The 24514-nt window shown below is 35.2% G+C and carries 32 protein-coding genes; 31 read left to right on the top strand and 1 reads right to left on the bottom strand.

The window, feature by feature from the left end; genetic code table 11:
* Positions 1-6: 6 nt before the first annotated feature.
* Positions 7-1224: a nucleotidyltransferase gene (locus SUSAZ_02815; protein AHC51025.1), complete on the top strand. Its 1218-nt coding sequence runs from the start codon at positions 7-9 to the stop codon at positions 1222-1224.
* On the opposite strand, the gene ychF is transcribed toward SUSAZ_02815, so the two are convergent.
* Positions 1214-2416, bottom strand: a complete 1203-nt coding sequence (gene ychF, locus SUSAZ_02810; protein ID AHC51024.1) for a translation-associated GTPase — start codon at positions 2414-2416, stop codon at positions 1214-1216. The genes SUSAZ_02815 and ychF overlap by 11 nt on opposite strands.
* 63 nt (positions 2417-2479) lie before the next feature.
* Between ychF and SUSAZ_02805 the strand changes: the two genes are divergently transcribed.
* The 30 genes from SUSAZ_02805 to SUSAZ_02660 all read left to right on the top strand — a co-directional run bounded on the left by SUSAZ_02805 (position 2480) and on the right by SUSAZ_02660 (position 24514).
* A complete protein-coding gene (locus tag SUSAZ_02805) occupies positions 2480-3133 on the top strand; it encodes a 50S ribosomal protein L15 (protein ID AHC51023.1) in 654 nt (217 codons plus the stop codon).
* Positions 3130-3564 carry a hypothetical protein gene (locus tag SUSAZ_02800; protein ID AHC51022.1) on the top strand — a complete coding sequence of 145 codons (435 nt, stop codon included), beginning with the start codon at positions 3130-3132 and terminating at the stop codon, positions 3562-3564. The genes SUSAZ_02805 and SUSAZ_02800 overlap by 4 nt, the downstream gene beginning before the upstream one ends.
* The gene (locus tag SUSAZ_02795) at positions 3536-4090 is read left to right on the top strand and encodes an RNase P subunit p30 (GenBank protein AHC51021.1); all 555 of its coding nucleotides are present in this window, start codon (positions 3536-3538) and stop codon (positions 4088-4090) included. Before SUSAZ_02800 ends, SUSAZ_02795 begins: the two co-directional genes overlap by 29 nt.
* A complete protein-coding gene (locus tag SUSAZ_02790) occupies positions 4087-4509 on the top strand; it encodes a ribonuclease P (protein ID AHC51020.1) in 423 nt (140 codons plus the stop codon). Before SUSAZ_02795 ends, SUSAZ_02790 begins: the two co-directional genes overlap by 4 nt.
* A 97-nt stretch (positions 4510-4606) precedes the next feature.
* Complete coding sequence (locus SUSAZ_02785; protein AHC51019.1) at positions 4607-5335, top strand: proteasome subunit alpha; 729 nt, start codon at positions 4607-4609, stop codon at positions 5333-5335.
* 17 nt (positions 5336-5352) lie between these two features.
* A complete protein-coding gene (locus SUSAZ_02780) occupies positions 5353-6054 on the top strand; it encodes an RNA-associated protein (protein AHC51018.1) in 702 nt (233 codons plus the stop codon).
* A gap of 1 nt (position 6055) precedes the next feature.
* Positions 6056-6805 carry an RNA-binding protein gene (locus tag SUSAZ_02775; protein ID AHC51017.1) on the top strand — a complete coding sequence of 250 codons (750 nt, stop codon included), beginning with the start codon at positions 6056-6058 and terminating at the stop codon, positions 6803-6805.
* Positions 6771-7502 (top strand): exosome complex exonuclease Rrp41, encoded by a 732-nt coding sequence (locus SUSAZ_02770; protein AHC51016.1) that lies wholly within the window; start codon positions 6771-6773, stop codon positions 7500-7502. Before SUSAZ_02775 ends, SUSAZ_02770 begins: the two co-directional genes overlap by 35 nt.
* Before the next feature lie 3 nt (positions 7503-7505).
* A complete protein-coding gene (locus tag SUSAZ_02765; protein AHC51015.1) occupies positions 7506-8336 on the top strand; it encodes an exosome complex exonuclease in 831 nt (276 codons plus the stop codon).
* Positions 8337-8346: 10 nt separating this feature from the next.
* Positions 8347-8559: a 50S ribosomal protein L37 gene (locus SUSAZ_02760; GenBank protein AHC51014.1), complete on the top strand. Its 213-nt coding sequence runs from the start codon at positions 8347-8349 to the stop codon at positions 8557-8559.
* Complete coding sequence (locus SUSAZ_02755) at positions 8540-9088, top strand: Brix domain-containing protein (GenBank protein AHC51013.1); 549 nt, start codon at positions 8540-8542, stop codon at positions 9086-9088. The genes SUSAZ_02760 and SUSAZ_02755 overlap by 20 nt, the downstream gene beginning before the upstream one ends.
* Positions 9066-9299, top strand: a complete 234-nt coding sequence (locus tag SUSAZ_02750) for a hypothetical protein (GenBank protein ID AHC51012.1) — start codon at positions 9066-9068, stop codon at positions 9297-9299. Before SUSAZ_02755 ends, SUSAZ_02750 begins: the two co-directional genes overlap by 23 nt.
* Positions 9296-9673 carry a prefoldin subunit beta gene (locus SUSAZ_02745; GenBank protein ID AHC51011.1) on the top strand — a complete coding sequence of 126 codons (378 nt, stop codon included), beginning with the start codon at positions 9296-9298 and terminating at the stop codon, positions 9671-9673. The genes SUSAZ_02750 and SUSAZ_02745 overlap by 4 nt, the downstream gene beginning before the upstream one ends.
* A 25-nt stretch (positions 9674-9698) precedes the next feature.
* Positions 9699-10409: a multidrug MFS transporter gene (locus tag SUSAZ_02740; protein ID AHC51010.1), complete on the top strand. Its 711-nt coding sequence runs from the start codon at positions 9699-9701 to the stop codon at positions 10407-10409.
* Positions 10410-10607: 198 nt separating this feature from the next.
* Positions 10608-12821, top strand: coding sequence for an elongation factor EF-2 (gene fusA / locus SUSAZ_02735; protein ID AHC51009.1), 2214 nt, complete (start codon positions 10608-10610; stop codon positions 12819-12821).
* Between the two features lie 7 nt (positions 12822-12828).
* Positions 12829-13551, top strand: a complete 723-nt coding sequence (locus SUSAZ_02730) for a 2-haloalkanoic acid dehalogenase (GenBank protein AHC51008.1) — start codon at positions 12829-12831, stop codon at positions 13549-13551.
* Between the two features lie 106 nt (positions 13552-13657).
* A complete protein-coding gene (locus tag SUSAZ_02725) occupies positions 13658-14260 on the top strand; it encodes a hypothetical protein (protein AHC51007.1) in 603 nt (200 codons plus the stop codon).
* A 9-nt stretch (positions 14261-14269) separates the two neighbouring features.
* On the top strand, positions 14270-15283 hold the full coding sequence (locus tag SUSAZ_02720) for a 3-isopropylmalate dehydrogenase (GenBank protein AHC51006.1): 1014 nt from the start codon (positions 14270-14272) through the stop codon (positions 15281-15283).
* Between the two features lie 68 nt (positions 15284-15351).
* On the top strand, positions 15352-18504 hold the full coding sequence (locus SUSAZ_02715) for an isoleucyl-tRNA synthase (protein AHC51005.1): 3153 nt from the start codon (positions 15352-15354) through the stop codon (positions 18502-18504).
* The gene (locus SUSAZ_02710; GenBank protein AHC51004.1) at positions 18488-19240 is read left to right on the top strand and encodes a hypothetical protein; all 753 of its coding nucleotides are present in this window, start codon (positions 18488-18490) and stop codon (positions 19238-19240) included. Before SUSAZ_02715 ends, SUSAZ_02710 begins: the two co-directional genes overlap by 17 nt.
* 55 nt (positions 19241-19295) lie before the next feature.
* Positions 19296-20324 carry a 50S ribosomal protein L3 gene (locus SUSAZ_02705; protein ID AHC51003.1) on the top strand — a complete coding sequence of 343 codons (1029 nt, stop codon included), beginning with the start codon at positions 19296-19298 and terminating at the stop codon, positions 20322-20324.
* Between the two features lie 3 nt (positions 20325-20327).
* On the top strand, positions 20328-21128 hold the full coding sequence (gene rpl4lp, locus SUSAZ_02700; GenBank protein AHC51002.1) for a 50S ribosomal protein L4: 801 nt from the start codon (positions 20328-20330) through the stop codon (positions 21126-21128).
* Positions 21128-21373, top strand: coding sequence for a 50S ribosomal protein L23 (locus SUSAZ_02695; GenBank protein ID AHC51001.1), 246 nt, complete (start codon positions 21128-21130; stop codon positions 21371-21373). Before rpl4lp ends, SUSAZ_02695 begins: the two co-directional genes overlap by 1 nt.
* A gap of 11 nt (positions 21374-21384) precedes the next feature.
* Positions 21385-22101, top strand: coding sequence for a 50S ribosomal protein L2P (gene rpl2p, locus SUSAZ_02690; protein ID AHC51000.1), 717 nt, complete (start codon positions 21385-21387; stop codon positions 22099-22101).
* A gap of 46 nt (positions 22102-22147) precedes the next feature.
* Positions 22148-22570: a 30S ribosomal protein S19 gene (gene rps19p / locus SUSAZ_02685; GenBank protein ID AHC50999.1), complete on the top strand. Its 423-nt coding sequence runs from the start codon at positions 22148-22150 to the stop codon at positions 22568-22570.
* A 3-nt stretch (positions 22571-22573) separates the two neighbouring features.
* Positions 22574-23044, top strand: coding sequence for a 50S ribosomal protein L22 (locus SUSAZ_02680; GenBank protein ID AHC50998.1), 471 nt, complete (start codon positions 22574-22576; stop codon positions 23042-23044).
* A 3-nt stretch (positions 23045-23047) separates the two neighbouring features.
* Positions 23048-23743 carry a 30S ribosomal protein S3 gene (locus SUSAZ_02675; protein AHC50997.1) on the top strand — a complete coding sequence of 232 codons (696 nt, stop codon included), beginning with the start codon at positions 23048-23050 and terminating at the stop codon, positions 23741-23743.
* Positions 23727-23936 carry a 50S ribosomal protein L29 gene (locus SUSAZ_02670; GenBank protein ID AHC50996.1) on the top strand — a complete coding sequence of 70 codons (210 nt, stop codon included), beginning with the start codon at positions 23727-23729 and terminating at the stop codon, positions 23934-23936. The genes SUSAZ_02675 and SUSAZ_02670 overlap by 17 nt, the downstream gene beginning before the upstream one ends.
* 1 nt (position 23937) lies before the next feature.
* Positions 23938-24177, top strand: coding sequence for a ribonuclease P (locus tag SUSAZ_02665; protein ID AHC50995.1), 240 nt, complete (start codon positions 23938-23940; stop codon positions 24175-24177).
* Positions 24170-24514 (top strand): 30S ribosomal protein S17, encoded by a 345-nt coding sequence (locus tag SUSAZ_02660; protein AHC50994.1) that lies wholly within the window; start codon positions 24170-24172, stop codon positions 24512-24514. The genes SUSAZ_02665 and SUSAZ_02660 overlap by 8 nt, the downstream gene beginning before the upstream one ends.

Raw genomic sequence — 24514 nt, 5'->3', positions numbered from 1 at the left:
GATTAAATGAAAGCAGTAATTCTTGCGGCAGGTTCAGGAGAAAGGCTGGAACCGGTAACTCAAACTAGACCTAAACAATTTATTCCTATTCTTGGTAAACCGCTTATTTCTTATGTAATTGAGGAATTACGAAAGTTAAACTTGGATATAATCATAGTAGTAAATAATGCATATAAGGAGTACTTTGAAAGCAGGATAGGAAGTTTAGTTAAATTGGTGATTCAAAATGAAGGTAAAGGTACAGCAGCAGCCTTGAATGCTGTAAGAAATAGTGTATCCGGAAACGAAAATATACTACTAATGTATGGGGACGTATTTTTAGGGGATTTAGGAATTATAGAAAAAGTAATAAGAGAAGAGTCTGAAAATGTTATCTTAGGAGTTAGAGTTCAAAATCCTAAGGACTATGGTGTTCTTGTTGCAGATTACAATAACGAGTTAAAGGAAATAATTGAAAAGCCTGAAAATCCTCCTAGTAATCTGATTAATGGTGGTATATATAAATTAGGACCAGATATATTTCATTATTTAGATAAGATTTCTAAATCACCTAGGGGAGAGTTAGAGCTTACTGACGCAGTTAGCTTGATGTCTAAAAGTTCTAAAGTGAAGGTTTTAAAATACGAGGGATTTTGGATAGATATCGGCAGACCTTGGGACATTTTAAGTGTTAATAAATGGGCATTAGATAATCTGCTTTACAGTAAAAATGTAGGTAATGTAGAGGATTTTGTTAAAATAAAGGGTAAGGTGATAATTGAAGAAGGAGCAGAGATTAGGTCATTCTCTTACATTGAAGGACCTACGTATATAGGTAAAGGTTGCCATATAGGTCCTCATTCATACATTAGACCATATACAGTGCTTCTAAATGATGTTAAAATCGGCACACATACTGAAATCAAGGAATCTGTAGTCATGGAAAATTCTAAGATCCCTCATCTCAGTTACGTGGGTGATTCTGTAATTGGCGAAGATGTAAATTTTGGAGCAGGGACAGTTATAGCGAATTTAAGATTCGACGAAAAAGACATCAAGATGAACGTGAAGGGTCAAAGAGTAAGTAGTGGAAGGAAGAAATTAGGAGCTATAATAGGGGATCATGTAAGAACAGGAATTAATGTTACTATTCTTCCAGGAATTAAGATAGGTGCATATGCAAAAATTTATCCTGGATCTGTCGTAAATAGAGACGTGAATCAAGGAGAGTTTTTTAAGGCTTAGCAGTAGACGAAACAATTTTAATAATATCCCTGTGTTGTAACTTATAATCTTCTCCAACCCTTATTTTCTTTTTTGCATCTATAGCATAAAGAAATCCTTTAGCCAATTCAGTATGTATGACTGAAGCTAGATCTTTTGGGGTTGAATTTCTTTTTATTAGTATAGCATCTGGTAGTACATTTCCGTCATGGTCTGTATATCTTTTTTCGTCTTCCACCGGGTATACGACTATCATCTGTAATGCATCTAATACTGCAATGTTTATAGCTTGCTGAACACCAGTACCTCCATATACATCAATGACATTTGTCTGTATATAGTCTAATGCTTCTCTCTGTTTCTGATTAAGTTCTTTAAGGATTTTTATTTGATTATCGCCTGGGAGATATTTAATTAGACCTGCTTTTGAAGCTCTGCGTAGGGCGAGTTCTGATTCTGCACTTACCGGTACTATCCACTGATACTTTTGTTTTAGTTTTTCTATGAATTTTCTCGACTCTTTTATATCTGCCTTGTTTGCTGCTATAACAATAGGTTTTGAAATTTCTCTCAGTTTTCGTGTAAAGTTACGTAGATCATCTTCGCTCCACTGCATTAATTTCAGGTTCTCCAATTTAGTTTCCTTTAATGCACTAATTATATGAAATTTGTTAATTGATAAACCGGAGAGCTTTGATAATAACTCCTCCTCAGGATCTTTGTTCGCAAGATCCACAGTTCTCGCAAATTTCTGCCAATCTTTTGTTACTATAGAGTAAAACCACTCCTCAATTTCATTAATAACAAATTTTATGTCCTCTTCTGGGTCTCTACTTCCAGTAGGGATAGGTAATCCCTCCTCATTAGTGGATCCACTAGCATCAATCACATGTATCAAAACATCAGCTTTTCGTAGATCATCGAGGAACTTATTACCTAGACCACGCCCTTGGTGAGCACCAGGAATTAGCCCAGCTACATCGATTAGTTTTATCGGTATATATCTGTAATTATCCATATCTACGGAATTTCTAGGATTACACTTTACGTTTACTTCGGTATGTACACAAGTATCTCTCACATATGCTATTCCTATGTTTGGATTTATAGTGACGAATGGTCTGTTCGCTATTTCTACATCTATAAGTGTAGCAGCGGAAAAGAATGTACTCTTGCCTACATTTGTCTTGCCTATTAAACCTACAGTTATCATCTAATATTTTTGGGCAATCACATTTATTAATATGTATTTATGAATTAGTTCAGTAGGTAAGAAATGACGTTATCTATGTATCATTATATAGAACAAACATGGCAAAACAAAGATTGGAGGAGATCAATTTTAAGAAAAAGGTTAATAGAATGGAGAAGACAACCTGCAATTACTAGAATAGATATACCAACTAGGCTGAACAGAGCAAGAGCCTTAGGATATAAGGCTAAGCAGGGATTCGTGATGGTTAGAGTAAGAGTGAGGAGAGGTGGACTAAACAAGCCAAGGCCGAATAGTGGCAGAAGACCTAAGAGAATGGGTGTTTATGGATACGGTCCATCAAAAGGATACAGGTGGATAGCTGAGGAAAGAGCTGCCAGAAAATTTCCAAACCTAGAAGTGCTTGGAAGTTATTATGTGGCAGAAGATGGGATGTATAAGTATTACGAGGTAGTTATGGTTGATTATTCTCATCCAGTTATTAGATCTGACCCTGAATTAAGATGGCTTCAAGACTCTGTAAATAGAAAGAGAGTATTTAGAGGACTCACTAGTGCTGGACAGAAGTCTAGAGGGCTAATTAAATCTAGAGGTCTCAAGGGTACAGTACAAAGAAAATGGAAAAAGAAGCAGAAAGAAAGAAAGCTAAAGAGGAGGCATGAAGCTACAAGATACTACAGGTTACAACATAGTGGAAGGAAGATTCCTGGGAAATGAAGATATCTGAAATTTCTATCTCGGTATTTTGTCACGAGACAGAAAACAAAGATAGAATATTATCCTCAATCTCCTCTTTCTTTAATATTCAAAGTAATGATTTTGTGAGTAGGGTAGTGCAAGGTTATTACGGAAATCGTATTATTGTAACAGAAATTAAAATTAAAGGTAAATTAGCAATTGAAGCCTTTAATAAGCTAATTAACGCCTTGGATAAGGCCGATCTAGTTATTCTTATATCCACTCTTAATACGAGATTAGATGGTACAAAGCTTCATATAAGAGTGGATAAGCAGAGATTAATTTATGATAATAAGATCTATCTGAAAGAAGGCGATGATGTAATAAAAATTATCATTAGTTTTAAAGAAAGATATGAAAATATATCTGAAGAGTTGAGAAATTTTGCTAGTAGAGCCATGCGTTCTTAATTCTGATTTATTTCCATTTCTTAAAAGGCTTGGTTATGATTATTTTTTATCTGAGGATGGTAAGCAAAGCCTAAGAAGATATACTATAGTATGTAATAACACAAAAGCCCTTTATAACGCTCTAAAATCCACTCCTAAGGCTACTATTTTTGTAAAGCCATTGTCTTTAGACGCGCTGAAATCGGCAATAATTGATCATAGAGTGAATGCAATTATATTGGGCAGAGACAATTTATCTCTCTTTAAAAAGACCATGTTAAGTCTCATATCACAGTATAATAAATTCGTAGAGGTAAGACTTAATGAAGTGACGTTTGACGTGATATATAGACTGATTACATGGTCTAGTAGATGGATAAGATTTCCATTAATTTCATCATGTGCTACTAAGTTCAATGAAGTGTGGAGCCCTTACTCTAAAATTTCACTACTAACATCACTAGGGGCTTCTGAGTCTGACGCATTGGATTGGGTTTGCAATACTCCTTTAGAACTTATATCTCAATTTAAGGTGAACCAAGTTTGAACTTTTTATTCTTAGTAATATTTATTTGGCTGATCATTTTATCTATTTTATTTGTTGTTATTGCTAGAAATAAAGTTATATATTTTAAGAAATTAAAGAGTTCTAATAATCTTAGAGTTAAACGATATATAATCATTGAAATTATAGGTAATGTCGAGAATTTAGGAGAAAAAATATTAGAGGAGAATATACGGAACGCGGTTAAAGAATTAGGTGGTAAAGTGTGGCTTGAAATCGCTAATCCTAGGGTTGTATTTATTCACGAGAACTTTGGTATTATATCAAGTACTAGAGCTGGCTATAAGTTAGTTTTAGCTAGCTTACCTTATGTCAAGTCTATCAATGGAGTGGAAGTCCTACTTGCTCCAAAAAGGACAACAGGAAGTTTAAAAAGGGCAAAGAAACTAATAGGTATTTGATGATGACGCCGCTCCAGTCTGCAGAATGATGTCAACGCGACGAGCTGAATAACACTTTTTACCAACAGTTTGTAATCCATATTTGGGGTTACAAAAGTTGGCTTTAGGTCCAGCTGCGATGGGATATGATCGAGCAATAACAATATTTTCACCAGACGGATCTCTTTATCAGGTAGACTATGCGTTTGAAGCTGTAAAAAGAGGATGGACTACCTTAGGTGTAAAAACAAAGTCAGGAGTTGTTTTATTAGCTGAAAAAAGAAAGGCAACACAACTACTTGACGTTGATGGAATAGAGAAGATATTTATGCTAGATGATCACGTTGGATGCACCTTTGCTGGTTTAGCGTCAGATGGTAGAATACTAATAGATTATGCTAGATCGCAAGCTCTTCAACATAGATTAATATATGACGAACCTATCAGTATTGAATACCTTACAAAAGTGATCTCTGATGTTAAACAAGCTTATACTCAACATGGCGGTGTAAGACCATTTGGAGTTGCATTGATAGTCGGTGGTATAGATAAGGGTAAACAGCCGAAACTTTTAATGACAGAACCAAGTGGTCAGTTCATGCCTTACTATGCTGTCGCAATAGGTCAAGGAGGTTATACTGCAACAGAGTACTTAGAGAAGAATTATAAGGAGGATTTAGATATTCAGTCAACTATATTATTAGCTCTGAGGGCTTTAATGGCTACCTTGAAACCAGGAGAAAAGCTAAACTATTCTAGCGTTGAAATAGGTTATGCTGATGTAGATTCAGGCACATTTAAGAAATTAACTACTGAAGAAAGATCGGATCTTTTGCAAAAGATATAAGAGGTGGTTCTACATTTATGACCAAAAAAGACGAAATGGTGATAGCAAGGTATGAGCATAGCGGAGAGAGATTTGAGATATTAGTTAAGCCTAAGGAGGCTATGGATTTAAGGAACGGAAAAAGTGTGAGTATTTCCGACGCAGTGGTTTCTGATACAATTTACAAAGACATAAAAAAGGGTTTAAAGGCATCTCCTTCTTCTTTAAAAAAAGTTTTTGGTACATTAGATTTTGAAGAGATAGCAAAGCAAATTATACTTAAAGGAGAAATACCTTTAACGGCTGAGCAAAGACGAGAAATATTAGAAAATAAGAGGAAACAAATTATTGACTATATCTCTAGGAATTCAATAGATCCTAAGACAAATTTACCTATTCCCAGGACGAGAATAGAATTAGCTATGGAGCAAGCGAGAATTCAAATTGATCCTAACAAAGATGTAGAAGCACAGGCATTACAGATAGTTAGAGAGTTAGCAAAACTAATTCCTATAAGAATAGCCAGAGCCCTAATGGAAATTAAGGTAGGTCCAAAATTCAGTAGTAAGATAAAATCTCAATTGGCTAACCTCGGAGAAGTAAAAAGAAGTAATTGGCTAAATGACGGTACATTGATTGCAGAGCTGGAAATACCCGCAGGTGCTCAACAAGATGTTATAGATAAGTTAAATTCTTTAACTAAAGGAGAAGTAGAAGTTAAAATTTTGCAGGTTAAGTAATATGAGTCAGGCAAATAAAATATATTTTGAAGATCGTAGCATAGTGACCCCAGGAGATCTGATAGCTGAGGGAGAATTTCAAGTACCATGGTCGCCATATTACTATAAAGTTAATGGTAAGTATTATTCTGGTATTACTGGACTGATAACAGTAAAGGACGGAAGTATGTTTGAGGTAATACCTCTAGAATCATCAAGATATTATCCAAAAGTTGGAGATACAATAATAGGATTAGTTGAAGATATAGAAATATATGGGTGGGTAATTGATATTAAATCTTTTTACAGCGCATATTTACCTGCTTCATCTCTACTAGGAAGACCAATTTCTCCTGGAGAAGATGTGAGAAGATATTTGGATGTAGGAGATTACGTGATAGCCAAGATAGAAGCTTTTGATAGAACAATAAGCCCAGTTTTGACAGTTAAGGGTAAAGGTCTAGGTAGAATACCTTTAGGAACTGTGATGGATATTATGCCGGTAAAGGTTCCCAGAGTTATTGGTAAAAACAGAAGTATGATAGAAGTACTGACAAGTGAAAGTGGTTGCGAAATATTCGTTGCCCAGAATGGTAGGATACATATTAAATGCGCAAATAATTTAATAGAGGAAGCTTTAATAGAAGCAATTAATATCATACAAAGTGAGTCTCACACTAAAGGTCTAACAGAAAGAATTAGAAACTTTTTGAAACAAAAATTAGGCGTGATCAGAAATGATTCAGCTCCAAAAACCGAAGCTAATACTTGAAAATGGCCTTAGGACTGACGGAAGAAAACTTGATGAGCTAAGGCCTATAAAGATTGAGTTAGGAGTATTAAAGAATGCTGACGGTTCAGCAATATTTGAAATGGGTAATACAAAAGTAATTGCTGCAGTTTACGGACCTAAAGAAATGCATCCAAGGCATCTAGCTCTACCTGATAAAGCATCACTAAGAGTCAGATATCATATGACTCCTTTTTCTACTGATGAAAGGAAAAATCCAGCGCCAAGTAGACGGGAAATTGAACTCTCAAAAGTTATTAGAGAAGCATTGGAATCCACTATACTATTAAATTTGTTTCCTAGAACGGTTATAGATATATTTATGGAAGTTCTTCAAGCTGATGCGGGAACTAGATTAGTCGCTTTAATGGCAGCCTCTATGGCTCTAGCAGATGCAGGAATTCCGATGAGAGATTTAATTGCAGGAGTTGCTGTAGGTAAAGCAGATGGTTCATTAGTTTTAGATCTGAATGAGCAGGAAGATATGTGGGGAGAGGCTGATATGCCTATTGCTGTTTTGCCATCATTGGGTCAGGTAGTATTGTTACAGTTAAATGGATTTATGACACCTGATGAATTTAGAAGAGCCTTTGAGCTTGCACAAAAAGGGATCTCTAGTATATACGCATTACAAAAAGAAGCATTGAAAAATAAGTATCTAGAATATAAGGAGGAATAATACATGTCAATTACTCCTTCAAATCAAAATATAGTTCCGACCGTTAAAAAAGACATGATATTATCTGCATTGGAGAGGGGAGTTAGATTAGACGGAAGGAAGCCTAATGAGTATAGACAACTAAAAGTAACTTTGGGTTATGCTAAAAAAGCTGAAGGCTCAGCACTAGTAAAATTAGGTAACACACTAGTATTAGCAGGAGTTAAATTAGAGGAAGACTCTCCTTACCCCGATACACCTAATCAAGGTAACTTAATTGTTAACGTTGAGCTATTACCATTAGCCTATGAAACATTTGAACCTGGTCCACCCGATGAGAATTCCATAGAGCTAGCTAGAATAGTTGATCGTAGTTTAAGAGATTCTAAAGCTATTGACCTTTCAAAATTAGTTATTGCGCCAGGGAAGAAAGTATGGACATTATGGGTTGATGTATACGTTCTTGATTATGACGGAAACATATTAGACGCATGTATGCTAGCTTCTATAGCTGCAATTTATGACACAAAACTCCCCAAAGTAGAAGTAGAAGGTGACGAAATAAAGATAAATAAAGAAGAAAGGCTAAGTATACCTTTAGTTAATTATCCTGTAGTTACTGTGACTACGGCAAAGATAGGCAAATACGTTGTAGTTGATCCAAATTTAGATGAAGAAAGTATAGCAGATGCTAAGCTTTCAATTTCATATACGAAAGAAGGCACAATTGTTGGATTGCAGAAAAATTATTCTGGCAATTTGACATTTAAAGAAATAGACGCAATGGAAAGTACAGCAAGAGCTACATCTCAATTTTTGTTCGAAGAGCTTAAAAAGCAGATAAACTTGTATTAAGTGATTGAAAATGGGTAGAGTAACTGGTATTGCAGGGAGATTTGGAGCCAGATATGGATCATCTACAAGGAAGAAATGGAAAGAGGTCATGGAAAGAAGATATATGCCACACCAATGTCCTTATTGTAAGACTACGGGTAAAGTAGTCAGAATTGCTTCCGGAATATGGTACTGTAGAAAATGTGAAACAAAGTGGACAGGTCTTGCTTATACACCCTATTAGGGTGTTGTTAACCTCAAGTAGAGATTCTTCATCGCGTATAAGGAGTTTTTTAAATGAGCTTTCTTATATAATTCCCGATTCCTTTAAAATAAATAGGGGTAGGCAAAGTTTAGACGATATTTTTAAGAGATCTCGATTATATGGGGCTTCCTATATAGTAATAGTAAGTTCTAGCAAAGGAAATCCTGGAAGGTTCTTAGTATATAATACGCATACATCTATTAGGGAATTTGATATTAAGATACAAGGTATAACTTTACTTAAGGAGATAGGAGGTAGAGAAAGTAAAGTTGTGAGTAAAAGAATACAAGTCGGTTGTATAGGAGAATTATCTAACACTCTTGTTAAAAACTTATTCACGAATCTTGGGTATACTGGAGTAGAGAATTGTGAATCATATGTAAATGGTAGATATATTGAAAAGATAAATGACAAAAATATTTATGAAGTGAAGTTCTTAGATGCTCATAATAATATAATAGGTCCTACTATTAGATTTTTGGTGGATGAAGGTTCTAATAAATATTGAATTGAAGGAAGTAGACCAGAATCTGAAGGATATACTATTTGGATCTATTTTAGTTGAAAAGGTGGATGAAAGAGTAGTAAGTATAAATGAAAAGTTGGGAACTATAACTATAACATCTAACTCCGTTAGCAGAGGTAGAGCTGTGATAAACTCTTATATATCTTGGATATATACAATACTAGAGACTCTGAATAAGGTGAAAAATGCATGACTGAGAGACTTCCACCTGAACTTCAAACAGAGTTAGTTAAACTGCAACAGCTTCAAGAGCAGTTGAACAGAGTTATAGCAGAAAGAAGTGTTATTGATAGTCAGTTGAGAGAAGTAAATAAGGTTTTAGATGAATTAAAACAATTACCTTCTGATACAATTATTTATAAGATAGTGGGCAATCTACTTGTAAAGGTAAACAAGGATAATGTAGAGAAAGAACTAGATGATCAAAAAACCATATTGGAATTAAGGTCTAGGACATATCAGAATCAAGAAACTAAATTGAGAACACAGTTAGAGGAGAAGCAGAAGAAAGTAAATGAGATGTTATCTAAATACTACCCACAGAGAGGGGCAGGGGCAAAGGCTTAATTAATTTAAGGTAAATTACTATTTTGTGTTAAGAATTTATGCCGATTATAGGGAAAAGGCTAGTAATGTCCCAGATTTTTTAAGGGAGCTTGGTGCTGTTGTTATATTCGAGAATTTAACTGTAGCGGATTACGTTATTTCCGAGACAATAGGAATAGAGAGAAAGAGTGTGGAAGATCTTGTTAGCTCTGTTTTTGATAAGCGTTTTTTCGATCAGTTGAGCAGATTAAGTGAAAGTTACAAGGAACCATATATTTTAATTGAGGGAGATCTAAGTCAAATTAGGTTCATAACGACTAAATGGAAAGCCGTTAATTCTGCTTTAGTTAGTGCGATTATAGACTACGATTTAAGAGTCCTGTTTTCATTAAATAAGAAAGATTCTGCAGAAGTTTTATATAAATTAGCTGAAAAAATTTCTACTAAATCTAATTTTAGAAGTATAAATCTTCATGATAAACCTAAATTTGAGAATCTTAAGGACATTCAACTATATGTTGTGGAGTCATTGCCAAATGTAGGGGAAAAATTAGCAAAAAAACTATTGGAAAAGTTTAATACAATAGAGAATATTTGTAAAGCTTCTATATCGGATCTGGAGAAAGCATTAGGAAGTAGAAAAAGAGCCGAAGAAATATATAGAGTATTACACACTGCGTACTCATCTGATAACGGTACTAAGAAAAATGTGTCTTTGGCAGATTTCCTTGCTGAAGATAGAAATAATGATGACTAACTAGCATATCTATACCCATTTCAATAGACTAAATTATGTTTCATTAAAATATCTACATATTTATAATTTTAAGTATAAAATATCTAGCTACTTATATTAATTCTTTAGATTCTCTAGATTATGAGTATATCAATCTAAATCCAACACACTTTAATACTTAAAAGTTAACTTACTATTCGTAAACTGGTGATTTAGACCTTGCCAAGATATAAGACTGTTGAACAAGTGCTTAGTTTAATGAAAGATGTTACAAGAGTAAGAAATATAGGGATTATAGCACACGTTGATCACGGTAAGACAACTACTAGTGATACACTTTTAGCCGCATCAGGAATAATTTCACAGAAAGTTGCTGGAGAAGCGCTTGCATTAGATTATCTATCAGTAGAGCAACAGAGAGGAATTACAGTAAAAGCAGCAAACATTAGTTTGTATCACGAAATAGATGGAAAAGGTTATGTAATCAATTTGATTGATACGCCAGGACACGTAGATTTCAGTGGTAGAGTTACCAGAAGTTTAAGAGTTTTAGACGGTTCTATAGTAGTTATTGATGCTGTAGAAGGAATAATGACACAGACGGAAACTGTTCTGAGGCAAAGTTTAGAAGAAAGGGTAAGACCTATATTATTTATAAATAAAGTAGACAGACTCATAAAAGAGCTTAAGCTTAGTTCTCAAGAAATTCAAAAGAGATTAATAGATTTGATTATAGAAGTTAATAACCTAATAGAGACATATGGTGAGCCTGAGTTTAAAGATCAGTGGAAGATAAAGCCGGAGTTAGGAAACGTTGTCTTTGGTTCAGCTAAGGATAAGTGGGGCTTTAGCGTGCCAATGGCTGGAAAAAGAGGAGTTAAATTTAGTGATGTAGTGAATGCTTACACTAGTGGTGATAAAGCTAAGATTGAAGAACTGGCAAGTAAGGTGCCTATACACGAGGCATTGTTAGATGCAGTCATAAAGTTTGTACCTAACCCAAGAGATTCTCAAAAGTATAGAATTCCCAAAATCTGGAAAGGTGATTTAGATAGTGAAATAGCCAAAGCAATGATTAATGCCGATCCAAATGGTCCAATAGTTATGATGATAAACGATATGAAAGTTGATCCTCATGCTGGTTTAGTAGCTACAGGTAGAGTATTCTCAGGTACTTTAAGAGCAGGAGAAGAAGTTTGGCTAGTGAATGCTAAGAGACAGCAGAGGATATTACAAGTAAGCCTGTACATGGGTGCAATAAGGGAGTTGGCTGAAGAAATACCTGTAGGTAACATTGCTGCGGCTCTGGGAATGGATGCTGCAAGATCCGGAGAAACAGGAGTTGATATTAGATTTAAGGACAGTGTTCTTGGCTCATTTGAGAAGTTACATTATATATCAGAACCTGTGGTCACCATATCTGTAGAACCTAGGAATCCTAAAGATTTAACAAAGATGATAGACGCTTTGAGGAAATTAAGCATAGAAGATTCTAATTTGGTAGTAAAGATAAATGAAGAGACAGGCGAATATTTGCTGTCAGGTATGGGATTCCTTCACTTAGAGGTTTCGTTGCAGTTACTAAAGGAGAATTATGGATTAGATGTAGTAACAACTCCTCCTATAGTAGTCTACAGAGAGAGTATAAGGAACAAGAGTCAGGTTTTTGAAGGTAAGTCTCCTAACAAGCACAACAAGCTATACATAAGTGTAGAACCATTGAACAACCAGACTATAGATCTAATAGCGAACGGAACAATAAAAGAAGATATGGATAATAAGGAGATGGCTAAAATTTTGAGAGATCAGGCTGAATGGGACTACGATGAGGCAAAGAAAATAGTTGCTATCGACGAGAATATAAATGTCTTTATAGATGCCACTAGCGGTGTTCAACACCTAAGGGAAATCATGGATACATTGCTTCAAGGTTTTAGGCTTGCAATGAAAGAAGGACCCCTTGCGTTTGAGCCTGTAAGAGGGGTTAAAGTCGTATTGCATGATGCTGTAGTACACGAAGATCCTGCACATAGAGGTCCTGCACAGCTATATCCTGCAGTCAGAAATGCAATATTTGCAGGCATTCTAACATCTAAACCAACATTGTTAGAACCATTGCAGAAATTAGATATAAGAATACCAATGGAGTATTTAGGGAATGTAACTGCTGTTATTACAAGAAAGAGAGGAAAGGTTATAAATGTAGTTCAAACTGGAAATGTGGCAAGGGTATATGCTGAAATACCTGTTGGTGAATCTTTTGAGTTAGCAAGCGAGCTAAGAGCATCAAGCGCAGGAAGAGCCTTCTGGGGTACAGAGTTTAGCAGATGGGCACCGGTTCCTGATTCAATATTAGTAGATCTAATTATGAAGATTAGGGAAAGAAAAGGAAAGCCCAAGCAGTTGCCTAAAGTTGAAGATTTCATATCGTGATTTCTTTATGGAAGAGAATAATTTATTTCGGGACGTTAAAGCAATTTTTTTTGACTTTGATAATACATTAGTTTCTTTTGATGAAGTAGAAGATAATGCTCTGCTTACGGTAGCCAAGGATATATATAATTTCGTTAAAGATAATTATTCATCTGAAATAAGTCAAGATAAAATAACAGAATTAGTGATCTCTAGAGCAAAGAAAATGAATGAGGATGGCATATATGACAGAAAGTCCTGGTGGAAATCAGTTCTAGATCAATTAAACGTTTCGGCGGAATCTGAGGAATTATATCAGTGGACTCAGTTATATTGGAGTATAGCCTCGCAGAATACTCCTTATGAGGATGCCTTGGACTTACTTGAATATTTAAAAAAGAAGGGATTTAAATTAGGGATAATAACTAATAGTGATGGAGAGGGAGGAGATAAGCGGCTTAGGTTATCAAGATTTCCACTATTACATTACTTTAATATTATAGTTATAGGTGGAGAAAACAATATAAAACCCAAGCCAGACCTTCAACCATTTATAATATCTTGTGAGAAATTTGGTTTATTTTCATATCAATGTTTAATGATTGGAGATGATCCCATAAAGGACTGTTTAGCCGCTAAGAAGGCTGGTCTTAAATCCATCTTAGTGGATAGAAAAAATAAGGTTAAGTTCGCAGAACTCTATGCAGATTATGTAGTAAATAATCTTAGGGAAGTTGAAGAGCTATTTTGATTATTGATTTTGAAATTAATGAATTAAATTAATGAATTATTTTTAGCTTCTAAACGGATTTAAGGGACGAAAATTCTTTTTCCTATCAGAAATATACCTTTTAGAAATGACTGATGATAATGTGTTGGATTTTATTTTTCCTCATGACGGATACTATGAGGTAATACTAGGGACTAATGGTGTAAGATTGAATTTATCACCTATTGGGATCATAAGAGAAGGACAAGAACTTAAATCAAGGATATACAAAGATACACTGACATTTCAAAATATTATGAAGAATAACAACTGTAGTATAAATATAACATTAGACCCATTTCAGTTCTACTACGGGTTTACAAATAATATTAATAAACTTAGATTTAGGTTAATGGAGGAAGTTCCTGTTCTTGAGAACTCTCTGGTTATTTTATCTGAGTTAACTCCTATAAGCAGGGATCAGAATCCTATCATCTTTAAATATAATAGGTTACATGTCGTAAGTGATGCCCCTGTTCACCAGGCTTTGAGTAGAGGAGATTTCCTATTAGTTGATTTATTAGTTCATATGTCTAGACTACATATATATTCTCAAGATCAACTTAAACAGTATTTACCTGTAATTGAGTATGAAATTAAAACTATTAAGAGACTTTCGCCTAACTTATCGGGTATTATACAGGAATTAATTGGAATTCTTGAAGATAAGGGATATAAAATCTCTCTGTAAGATGTAATTATGGGTTTTGTTGTAGCATTAATTCAAGGAGACGGTATAGGTCCGGAAGTTGTTAGTAAATCAAAAACCATATTAGCTAGGTTAAATGAAAAGTTCAGTCTCTCCATAGAATATATTGAGGTAGAAGCTGGAGATACTACTAAAAATAAGTTCGGTGATGCATTACCTAAAGACTCATTAAGAGTAATAGAGAAAGCTGATATGATTTTGAAGGGTCCTGTGGGCGAGACTGCTGCTGATGTTGTAGTTAAACTAAGACTTATGTATGATTTGTATGCAAATTTAAGACCTGCTAAATCTCTTCCTGGTCTAGAAAATAAATTCGGAGATGTTGATATCTTAGTAGTTAGAGAGAATACAGAAGATCTATACAAGGGTTTAGAACATGTTATCTCTGATGGAGTTACAGTGGGTATTAAAGTTATAACTCGCGCTGCCTCAACAAGAATAGCTCAAGTTGCACTAAATCAAGCATTGAGAAGAAAGAAAAAGGTAGTTTGTGTCCATAAATCGAATGTTATGAGAATTACAGATGGGTTGTTTGCGGAATCATGTAGAAATGTATTGAAAGGAAAAGTGGAGTACTCTGAGATGTATGTTGATGCAGCTGCTGCCAACTTAGTTAGGAATCCCCAAGCATTCGATGTAATAGTTACTGAGAATACTTACGGTGATATATTAAGTGATGAGGCAGGTCAAATAGCAGGTAGTCTAGGTATATCCCCCTCGGCTAATATCGGTGACAGGAAGTCTTTATTTGAGCCAGTACATGGAGCAGCATTCGATATTGCTGGCAAGAATATAGCTAATCCCACTGCTTTTCTTTTATCAGTAGGTATGATGTTAGATAGAATGCAAGAACTCTCGGGTGACATGAAATACAATAGTGCAGCTAAATCTTTAAGAGACGCTATATATTCAGTGTATTCTGAAGGGAAATATCTAACGCCTGATGTAGGCGGAAGTTCTACAACGGATGAAATGATAAGCGCAATACGGAGTAAAATAGGTTAATCTTTAAATAACGTTTCTATGTAATTTTTACCAGGTGAGTTGAATTATCTCGACCTCAGATATCGAATTTGACATCCAAATTTGATCCTTTGAAATTTGAGGAAGAAGTTCTCAAGTACTGGGATGATAACAAGATATATAAAAAATTAAAGGAGATAAATGAGAAAAATCACAAAAAATTCTTATTTATAGACGGTCCACCATATCCTTCAAGTCCTATACCTCACATAGGTACAGTCTGGAACAAAACCATTAAAGACTGTATATTACGGTACGAGAGATTAATGGGATATTCTGTTAAAGATCAGCCTGGGTATGATACCCATGGATTACCCATTGAAGTCGAGACTGAGAAAAGGCTGGGTATAAAAAGTAAGGCTGAGATCATAGAAAAAATTGGAGTAGACAACTTTATCTCTAAATGTAAAGAGTTTGCAATTAACAATTCTAAATCTCTAACCCAGAATTTCAGAAATTTAGGTATTTTCATGGATTGGGAAAATCCATACTTTACATTCAATAATGATTATATATCTAACTCATGGGCTGTAATAAAAAAAGCATACGAAAGAGGACTACTTTATAAAGGAGTCCATGTCCTGCATTGGTGTTCAAGATGTGAGACCACATTAGCGGACTACGAGGTTTCCGAGTATAGAGACTTAGAAGATCCGTCCATATACGTTAAGTTCAGGGTAAAAGGTGAGCCTAATAGATATCTGGTTATCTGGACTACCACGCCATGGACGTTGCCCGCAAATGTTTTTGTTATGGTAAATAAGGATTTTGAGTATGCTGATGTAAGAGTTGGAGATGAAATACTAGTTATAGCTAAGGACAGGGTAAAGGAATTGATGAAAGAGGCTAGGATAAAGGAGTATAAAATATTACGCGTGTATAAGGGTGAGGAATTAATAGGATTAGAGTATGAGCATCCTCTTGCAGATATAGTTAATGCCCAATCAAAAATAAATAACCACCATAAAGTCCTAGATGGCGGAGAGGCTGTAACACTACAAGAGGGTACAGGTCTTGTTCATTCTGCACCAGGACACGGTGATATTGACTTTGAAATAGGTAAAAAGTATGATATGCCTGTAGTAATGCTTGTAAATGATAAGGGTGAATTTACTCAAGATTCTGGTAAATATGCTGGTAAGTATGTAAGAAGTGCATCAGAGGAGATAATATCCGACTTAAAACAAAGGAATGCATTAGTTTATGCCAGTAAAATCGTTCACAGATATCCAGTTTGCTGGAGATGTAAAACACCATTGATACTAAGAGCTATAGAGCAATGGTTTATTGCAGTATCTAAATTGAAAGACAATCTTATGGGAGAAATAGACAGAGTAAGATGGATTCCTGATTGGGGAAAGACGAGAATAGGAAATATGGTAAAAGAAGTTAGAGATTGGGTAATAAGTAGGCAAAGATTCTGGGGTATTCCTCTTCCAATATGGGTTTGTAGTAATTGTGAAAATATTATTGTGGTAGGAGGTGTAGATGAATTAAATAAGATCTCTATAAACCAAGTGCCACAGGATTTGCATAGACCATGGATAGATAGCGTAGTGGTTAGATGTGAAAAATGTGGAGGAGAAGCGAGAAGGATCTCAGATGTAGCAGATGTATGGTTTGACAGCGGTGTAGCATTCTTCGCTAGTTTAGGGAAAGACTGGAGGAAAAAATGGAGCGAACTAGGTCCAGTAGACTTAGTTTTAGAAGGACATGATCAATTAAGGGGTTGGTTCTTTAGTTTGTTGAGAACTGGAGTAATATTGATGGATAGAGCACCTTATGAGGCAGTGTTAGTGCATGGGTTTATGTTAGATGAACAGGGAAAAGAGATGCATAAAAGTTCAGGAAATTACGTTGAACCCTCTCAAGTTGTTTCAAAATACGGTAGAGATACGTTAAGATTATGGTTACTTAGAAATACTACATGGGAAGATGCAAAATTCTCTTGGAAAAGTCTAGATATGACTAGAAGGGATTTGAATATAATATGGAATGTTTATGTATTTGCTAACACTTACATGTCATTAGACGAATTTAAATATTCTAAGTATTCTTATCAAGATATAAAAGACTATTTAAAACTAGAAGATATATGGCTCTTATCGAGATACTATAGGATGCTTAAGGAAGTCACAGAGGCAATGAAGGAATATAAAGTTCACGAACTCGCTAATAAAGTAACGACATTCATAATAGATGATATTAGCAGATTTTATTTACGAGTTACTAGAAAACGTGCATGGAATGAGGCTAATGATCCAGATAAGATAGCAATGTATTACGTACTTTATCACGTCCTAAAAGGTTCTCTAATTCTCCTTTCCACTGTAATTCCTTTCGCCGCAGAGAAAATATATCTTGACTTTGTACAAGAAAGATTAGAATCTATAAGTATGGAGAAAATACCAGAAATAAAGGAGGAGTTTATCAACGAAGAGATAGAAGAGGCTTTCGAAATAGCCAAGGAAATTATAGATGCAGGTCTTAATGCTAGGGCTAAAGCTGGAATAAAATTGAGATGGCCTTTGAAAGAAGTTTATGTGTTCCTAGTATCAGATAAGGACAGAAGGTCAATAGAAAAAATAACAGATGTCTTATCTTCCTTACTAAATTCTAAGTCAATTATAATAGAAGGCATAGATGGTTACAAGAGATTTAGTAAGATAAGAGCCACTCCAAATACCGGAAGTATAGGTCCTACATTTAAGAGGTTGAGTGTTAAAGTAGCAGAATATATACAGAATAACTCTGATAAAGTTGCACAAGATATAGTGAGTAAAGGCTACCACGAATTTAATGTTGATTCCGAAAATCTCAGACTTGATATATCGCATGTTAATTTAGTTGAAGAGGTTGAAAAGGGCTATGCATCAGCAAGATTTAGTAAAGGAGTAGTATTACTCAAACAAGAAATGAGTAAGGAGGAGGAAGAAGAAGGAATAATAAGGGATCTAATAAGAAGGATTCAATTCATGAGAAAACAATTGTCATTAAATGTAAATGAATACATATTATTGTCTATAAGAGCGCCTAATGATAAAGTAGATCTAATAAAGAAGTGGGAGCAATATATCAAGAATGAAACTAGAGCTAAGGAATTACGTATAGGAGACGTTTCAGGTGATTTAATTCAAGATTGGGATGTAGAAGAAGAAACATATACTATAGGAGTATCTAAGGCAGATGTTTCCGTTTCCTAGGCGTAAAAAATTATCTGTAGTTCTTTTTACTTCTATATTTGATACTGAGAAAAAATTTGAAGAAATAATATATAAATTAGGTTTCATAATTAGAACTCTAGTAATTTTTAGAGTTTCGGAAGTAATATGGTTAGACGATCTTAAGAATAAGAAAACTATAATTAGAATAATTAAGGACGTTGGTAATTATGCTCTAACACCACCATATGGAAAAAAGTATATTCCTATTAAGCGAACCTTAAGTAAAGTTGGGCTAATACCACCTATAAATATTCCATCTCATGTAGTAAGTAATGATTATGTGGAAGGCGAGATAAGAAAAGTAGTTAATAGTGATACAGGAGTTAAAATTGTTAATAAAAAGACTAAGTCCGTCTTAGTTCTTGATAGCTTAAGAAAAAGCCACTTAACATACGATTTTTATCCATATTATGATGGGTATTCTATCAAATTTTATGATGCAACCTATCTTAATAAAATAAAAGACCTAGAAAATGTAATTATAGCTTCAAGATCAGGTAAAGATCCTTCATTAGTGGCTGATAAAATATTAAGTATATATGAACAAAATGGCTTAACGTTGGTTATTGGTCCGCCTAAAGGAGGTCTACTTAAGATGATGGAGACAACTAGTCACATGTTAGTAAATTTTGTTCCTAAGCAAGGCGTAAAAGATGTTAGAGCAGAAGAGGCTCTCTATGGAGCTCTTTCTCTACTTAACTACATCTTAAGATAGATAGATACATTTATAAGTCATATATATGTAAGAAAGAAGGACTGAGGGAAAATTAATGGGTCATCGGAAATTATCGTCACCAAGAAGAGGTTCAGCTGGTTTACGTCCTAGGAAGAGAGCTGATGAAATACTTCCAACACCTAAAAATTGGCCTTTGGTTAATTTAAAAGAGCCTAAACTATTAGGCTTCATAGGTTACAAAGCCGGAATGACGCATGTATATATGATAGATGATAAGCCCACATCTCCTAATTATGGTAAGGAAGTATATACTCCTGTTACTATAGTCGAATCACCTCCTATTCTAGGTCTAGCTTTAAGGGCCTACCATATAGATTCAAAAGGGGAGTTATCTGTACTTGTAGATTATTGGGCAAACTTTGAAGAAGGTTCTTTAAAATATTTGAAGAGGAAAATCACATCCTTAAAAGTGGATTCCTCGAAAATGAAAGAGAAATTAGATTTGATCCAGAAAAACTTAAATAATATAACATATATGAGACTTCTTGTTTCCACTCAACCTTGGCTAGTTCCTTCGTTAGGTAAGAAAAGACCTGAAATAGTAGAGATACAGATAAGTGGTGGCTCGACTCAGGATCAACTTAACTACGGTTTATCTTTGCTAGGTAAACAAATTCCTGTAAGAGACGTTTTTAGAGAAGGGCAATTAACAGATATTATAGGAGTTACTAAAGGAAAAGGTTTCCAAGGTGTAGTAAAGAGATACAGTGTAGTAGAGTTTCCAAGATGGCATAAGCATAGAAAGGGTAGTAGGAAAATAGGAGCTAGAGGACCATCTATATCAACACCAAGCTACGTTCCGCAACCAGGTCAGTTAGGCTTCCACAGGAGAACCGAATATAACAAGAGAATCATTAAGATAGGGGATAATGTAAACGAAATAAATCCCGCAGGAGGAATAGTAAATTATGGATTAGTTAAGAATACGTATCTTGTAATAGAGGGTAGTGTATTAGGTTCTAGAAAGAGACCATTATTCTTGAGATATCCTATAAGGCCTTCATGGTCACCGGAATCAGCACCTAAAATCACATATGTAAATCTAGCTTCTCAGCAGGGATGAAACATGTATATGGAACTCCAGACAAAAAAAGTTTCTGTTTTAGATTTAAAGGGGAATCAGTTAGAAGAAATAGAACTTCCATTATTTTTTAGCTACCCAATTAGGAAAGATCTAATAAAGAGAGTATTTTTATCAGAGTTTACAAAGTCTTTACAGCCAAAAGGAAGAGATCCTTTAGCAGGTAAAAGAACTAGTGCACTTAGCTTTGGAATAAACCTTGGAATAGCCAGGGTACCTAGAGTAAAAGGTAGCGGAGAAGCAGCTTTAGCTCCTAACACCGTAGGTGGTAGACTGGCATTTCCGCCTACTACAGAGAAAAGATTAGTGGAGGAAGTTAATCTAAAGGAGAAGAAACTAGGTATTATAAGTGCACTTGCAGCTACAGCAGATCCTAATTTTGTCAAATCAAGAGGTCATAGGTTCACTTCAAATAACGTTCCTATCATATTGGTAGATGATTTTGAAAATATTAGTAAAGCTAAAGAGATTATGGATATACTGAAATCTATAGGTGTCGTGGAGGACATAAAGAGAGTAAAGGAGAGTAAGGGAGTAAGAGCAGGAAAAGGAAAAATGAGAGGAAGAAGATATCAAATAGCTAAGGGTCCCTTGATAGTAGTCAGTAATCATAAAAGTCCAGTTGTAGAGGCTGCCTCAAATATACCAGGAGTTAATGTTGTTTCAGCCAACCTAGTTAGTGTAATTCATTTAGCTCCAGGAGGTCATCCTGGTAGATTAACAATATATACTAAATCTTCTATTAACATATTGCGTCAAAGATTTGAAGGGAGGTTGAATTTATGATAATAAAAGAATTTTTGGCAACTGAGAAAGCAGTGAAACTGATAGAGAGTCAAAATACTCTAACAATAATAGTAAATAGGAATACAACTAAAAAGGATATTAAAAACGAGGTAGAGAGACTATTCAGTGTTAAGGTGGAGAAGATAAATACGTTGATTACTCCTAAAGGTGAGAAAAAGGCTTACGTTAAACTTAAGCAGGAATATAAAGCATCTGATGTGGCCCATAAACTGGGCATGTTGTAAGGTGACACGAAATGGGTAAGAAGTTATTACAACAAAGAGCAGGAAGAGGAGGTATAAATTTTAGAAGCCCAAGTTGGAGAAGAGTTGGGCCAGCTAGATATGCAAATATAGAGGGAGATCATAAAGGTAAGATTGTAGATATATTACATAATCCAGGTGTTACTGCACCTGTTGTTAAGGTTAAATTAGACAACGGGCTTCAATTTTACATTCCTGCTGTTCAGGGTGTAACTGTAGGTCAAGAAATAAGCATAGGCAAGAATGCGACTATATCGAATGGAAATATAGTAGAAGTTGGACAGCTCCCAGAGGGTACTGTGATATGTAACGTAGAAAAGTTGAGGGGAGATGGAGGAAAGTTTGCTAGAGCTGCTGGATCTTATGCAGTTATCTCGGGTAAGGCCGGAAATAAGGTTTTAATTAAATTATCATCTGAGAAAATTGTTGAAGTAAGTCAGAACGCTAGAGCTACTGTGGGGATTATTGCAGGAGGAGGTTTTGTAGAGAAACCGTTGTTGAAAGCTGGAAATAATTACTGGAAATATAGGGTTAGAGCTGTAAAGTGGCCTGTTGTGAGAGGTGTCGCTATGAACGCTGTATCTCACCCACATGGTGGTGGTTTACATCAGAGCGTGAGTAGACCTTCTACAGTATCTAGAAACGCACCGCCTGGAAGAAAAGTTGGTCATATTGCATCAAGAAGGACTGGTAGGCGTGGTGGAGCATAATTTTATTTTTGTAACTCTAAAAGTATAGGAGAAAGGTGCAATTATCATGTCACCCGAAATTCCACCTGAATGGAAGAAGTTTAGATATAGGGGTAAGTCTCTAGAGGACCTTCTGAATATGCCCATGGATGAGTTTATAAAGCTTTTACCTTCACGTCAAAGAAGGTCATTAAAGAGAGGTTTCTCCGATAAGCAGAGAAGGTTGTTAGAAAAAATTAGAAAGATTTCTAGACAAGGAAAGCAGAATAAGGTAATAAAGACTCATGTTAGAAACATGGTTATATTACCTGAAATGGTCGGTTTGAGGTTTGCTGTATATAACGGTAAGGAATTTGTTGAATTTCAAGTTGTGCCAGAGATGATAGGACGTTATTTGGGAGAGTATTCAATAACCACAAAGAAAGTAGAGCATGGAGAGCCTGGTCTAAAGGCGACAAAATCAAGCCTATTCTTAGCAATGAAGGGATGATCTATGAGCAAATGGGTCTATCCAATTTTATCTATTCCTGAAGACAAGTTAGCTAAGGCTGTAATCAAAAATATTGATGCATCTGTTAGGGATTTATACAACGTATGTAAGGCAATAAGAGGTATGAATTTAAAGGAAGCTAGAGAATTTCTCAACAACGTCCTAGAAGAAAAGGAAGCTTTACCGTTCTGGCGATATTCTCACGGAACATCTCATAGGTCTAACATTTCCAGAAAGTGGAAAGTGAAGAGTGGCAGATATCCTAAGAAAGCTATTAAATACGTCCTTAAGCTATTGGATAATGCTGAAAATAATGCAAACAGTAAGGGTCTTGATATAGACAATTTAAAAATAGTCCATATAGCTGCTCATAAAGGATTAGTGTTAAAGAGATATATGACAAGAGCTTTTGGAAGATCTACAAGAAAATATAAGTATCTATCACATATTGAGGTCATTCTGGGTGAGGTGTAAAATATGGTTCTTATAAAGAGGCACTTTTTACAAAAGGCTGCAATAAAAGTAATGGTCGATGAATACTTAGCTAAGCAATTTTACAATGCGGAGTATGCAGGAGTAGAGATAGTTAAGACACCAATAGGAACTAGGGTCATAATATATGCCGGTAGACCTCCATTAATAATAGGTAAGGGAGGTAAAACTATTAAACAGTTAGCCCAAGTATTGGAAAAGTTCTTTGGTTTAGAAAACCCGCAGATTACAGTTACAGCAGCAGAGAACCCGGAGTTAAACGCTAGACTAATGGCATTTAGGCTTGCTATAGCTTTAGAGAAAGGATATCATTTCAGGAGGGCTGCGTTTATAACCATCAGGAGAATAATGAGCTCTGGTGCAGTAGGTGCAGAAGTGATAGTTAGTGGTAAACTCACATCGGAAAGAGCGAAATATGAAAAATTAAAGGAAGGCACAGTGTATAAGAGTGGTCAACAGTTGGAGAAAATTATAGATCGTGCAATAGGTATTGCAATGCTTAAGCCTGGAGTTTATGGAGTTGAAGTAGTAATAACGAAACCCACTAGAAGTATAGATAAGATAGAGTTAAAGGAGAAGGTAGAAAAAACTGAGCAAGGTGGAATGGTAACGGTTACCAATGTTAGCTTTATAGAGGAAAATAAGTCTTCAGGAGGGGTGACAAATGCCTCTGGAAGTTGATGAATTGAGGAAAATGGATCTTAAACAGTTAAAGGAGAGATTAAATGAGTTAGAGATGCAACTACTAAAATTGAGAGTTGAATCTAGAATGGGTACATTAAAGAATACAGCATCAATAAAAAATACTAGAAAGGATATAGCGCGTATCTTAACTGTAATTGGCGAGAAGAGTAAGAAGGAGGCAAAGAAGTAAGTTGGATTTTATAGGTTCACGGGTGAAGATCTTGAATCACACTGATCCAACATTAGTTGGGAAGGAAGGATTGGTGATAAAAGATACAGAGAATGCATTTATGATTGGTTCTAATTCAAAGAAAATTCTAGTTATTAAGCAAAATGGATTATTTCAAATTAGTACGAAAGGTAAAATTTTTGTTGTACCTGGCACTAAGCTAATAGGTAAACCTGAAAAGAGGGGATATAAGTTTGGGTAAAAAGGGTCAATTGGTTAAAAATGTAGGAATAGAGGGTGTTTCAGCTCCATCAAAGACCTGTGATGATGAGTATTGTCCTTATCACGGCAGTTTAAAGGTAAGGGGTATAGTATTAGAAGGAAAGCTAATTAGAGCTAGGGCAAATAGGACTGGAACAGTTGAAAGGGAGTACATATTCTATGATTCTAAGTATAAGCGATATGAGAGACGTAGGAGTCGTATACACGTTCATATTCCTTCATGTTTAGAAGTGAAAGAAGGCGATAGTGTTATAATAGGTGAAAGTAGACCTATTGCAAAGTCTATTTCATTTGTTATATTAGGGGTGAAGAGGTAA

Source organism: Sulfolobus acidocaldarius SUSAZ, from assembly GCA_000508305.1.
Taxonomy (GTDB): Archaea; Thermoproteota; Thermoprotei_A; order Sulfolobales; family Sulfolobaceae; genus Sulfolobus; species Sulfolobus acidocaldarius_A.
This window is presented reverse-complemented; position numbering and strand designations above follow the sequence as displayed.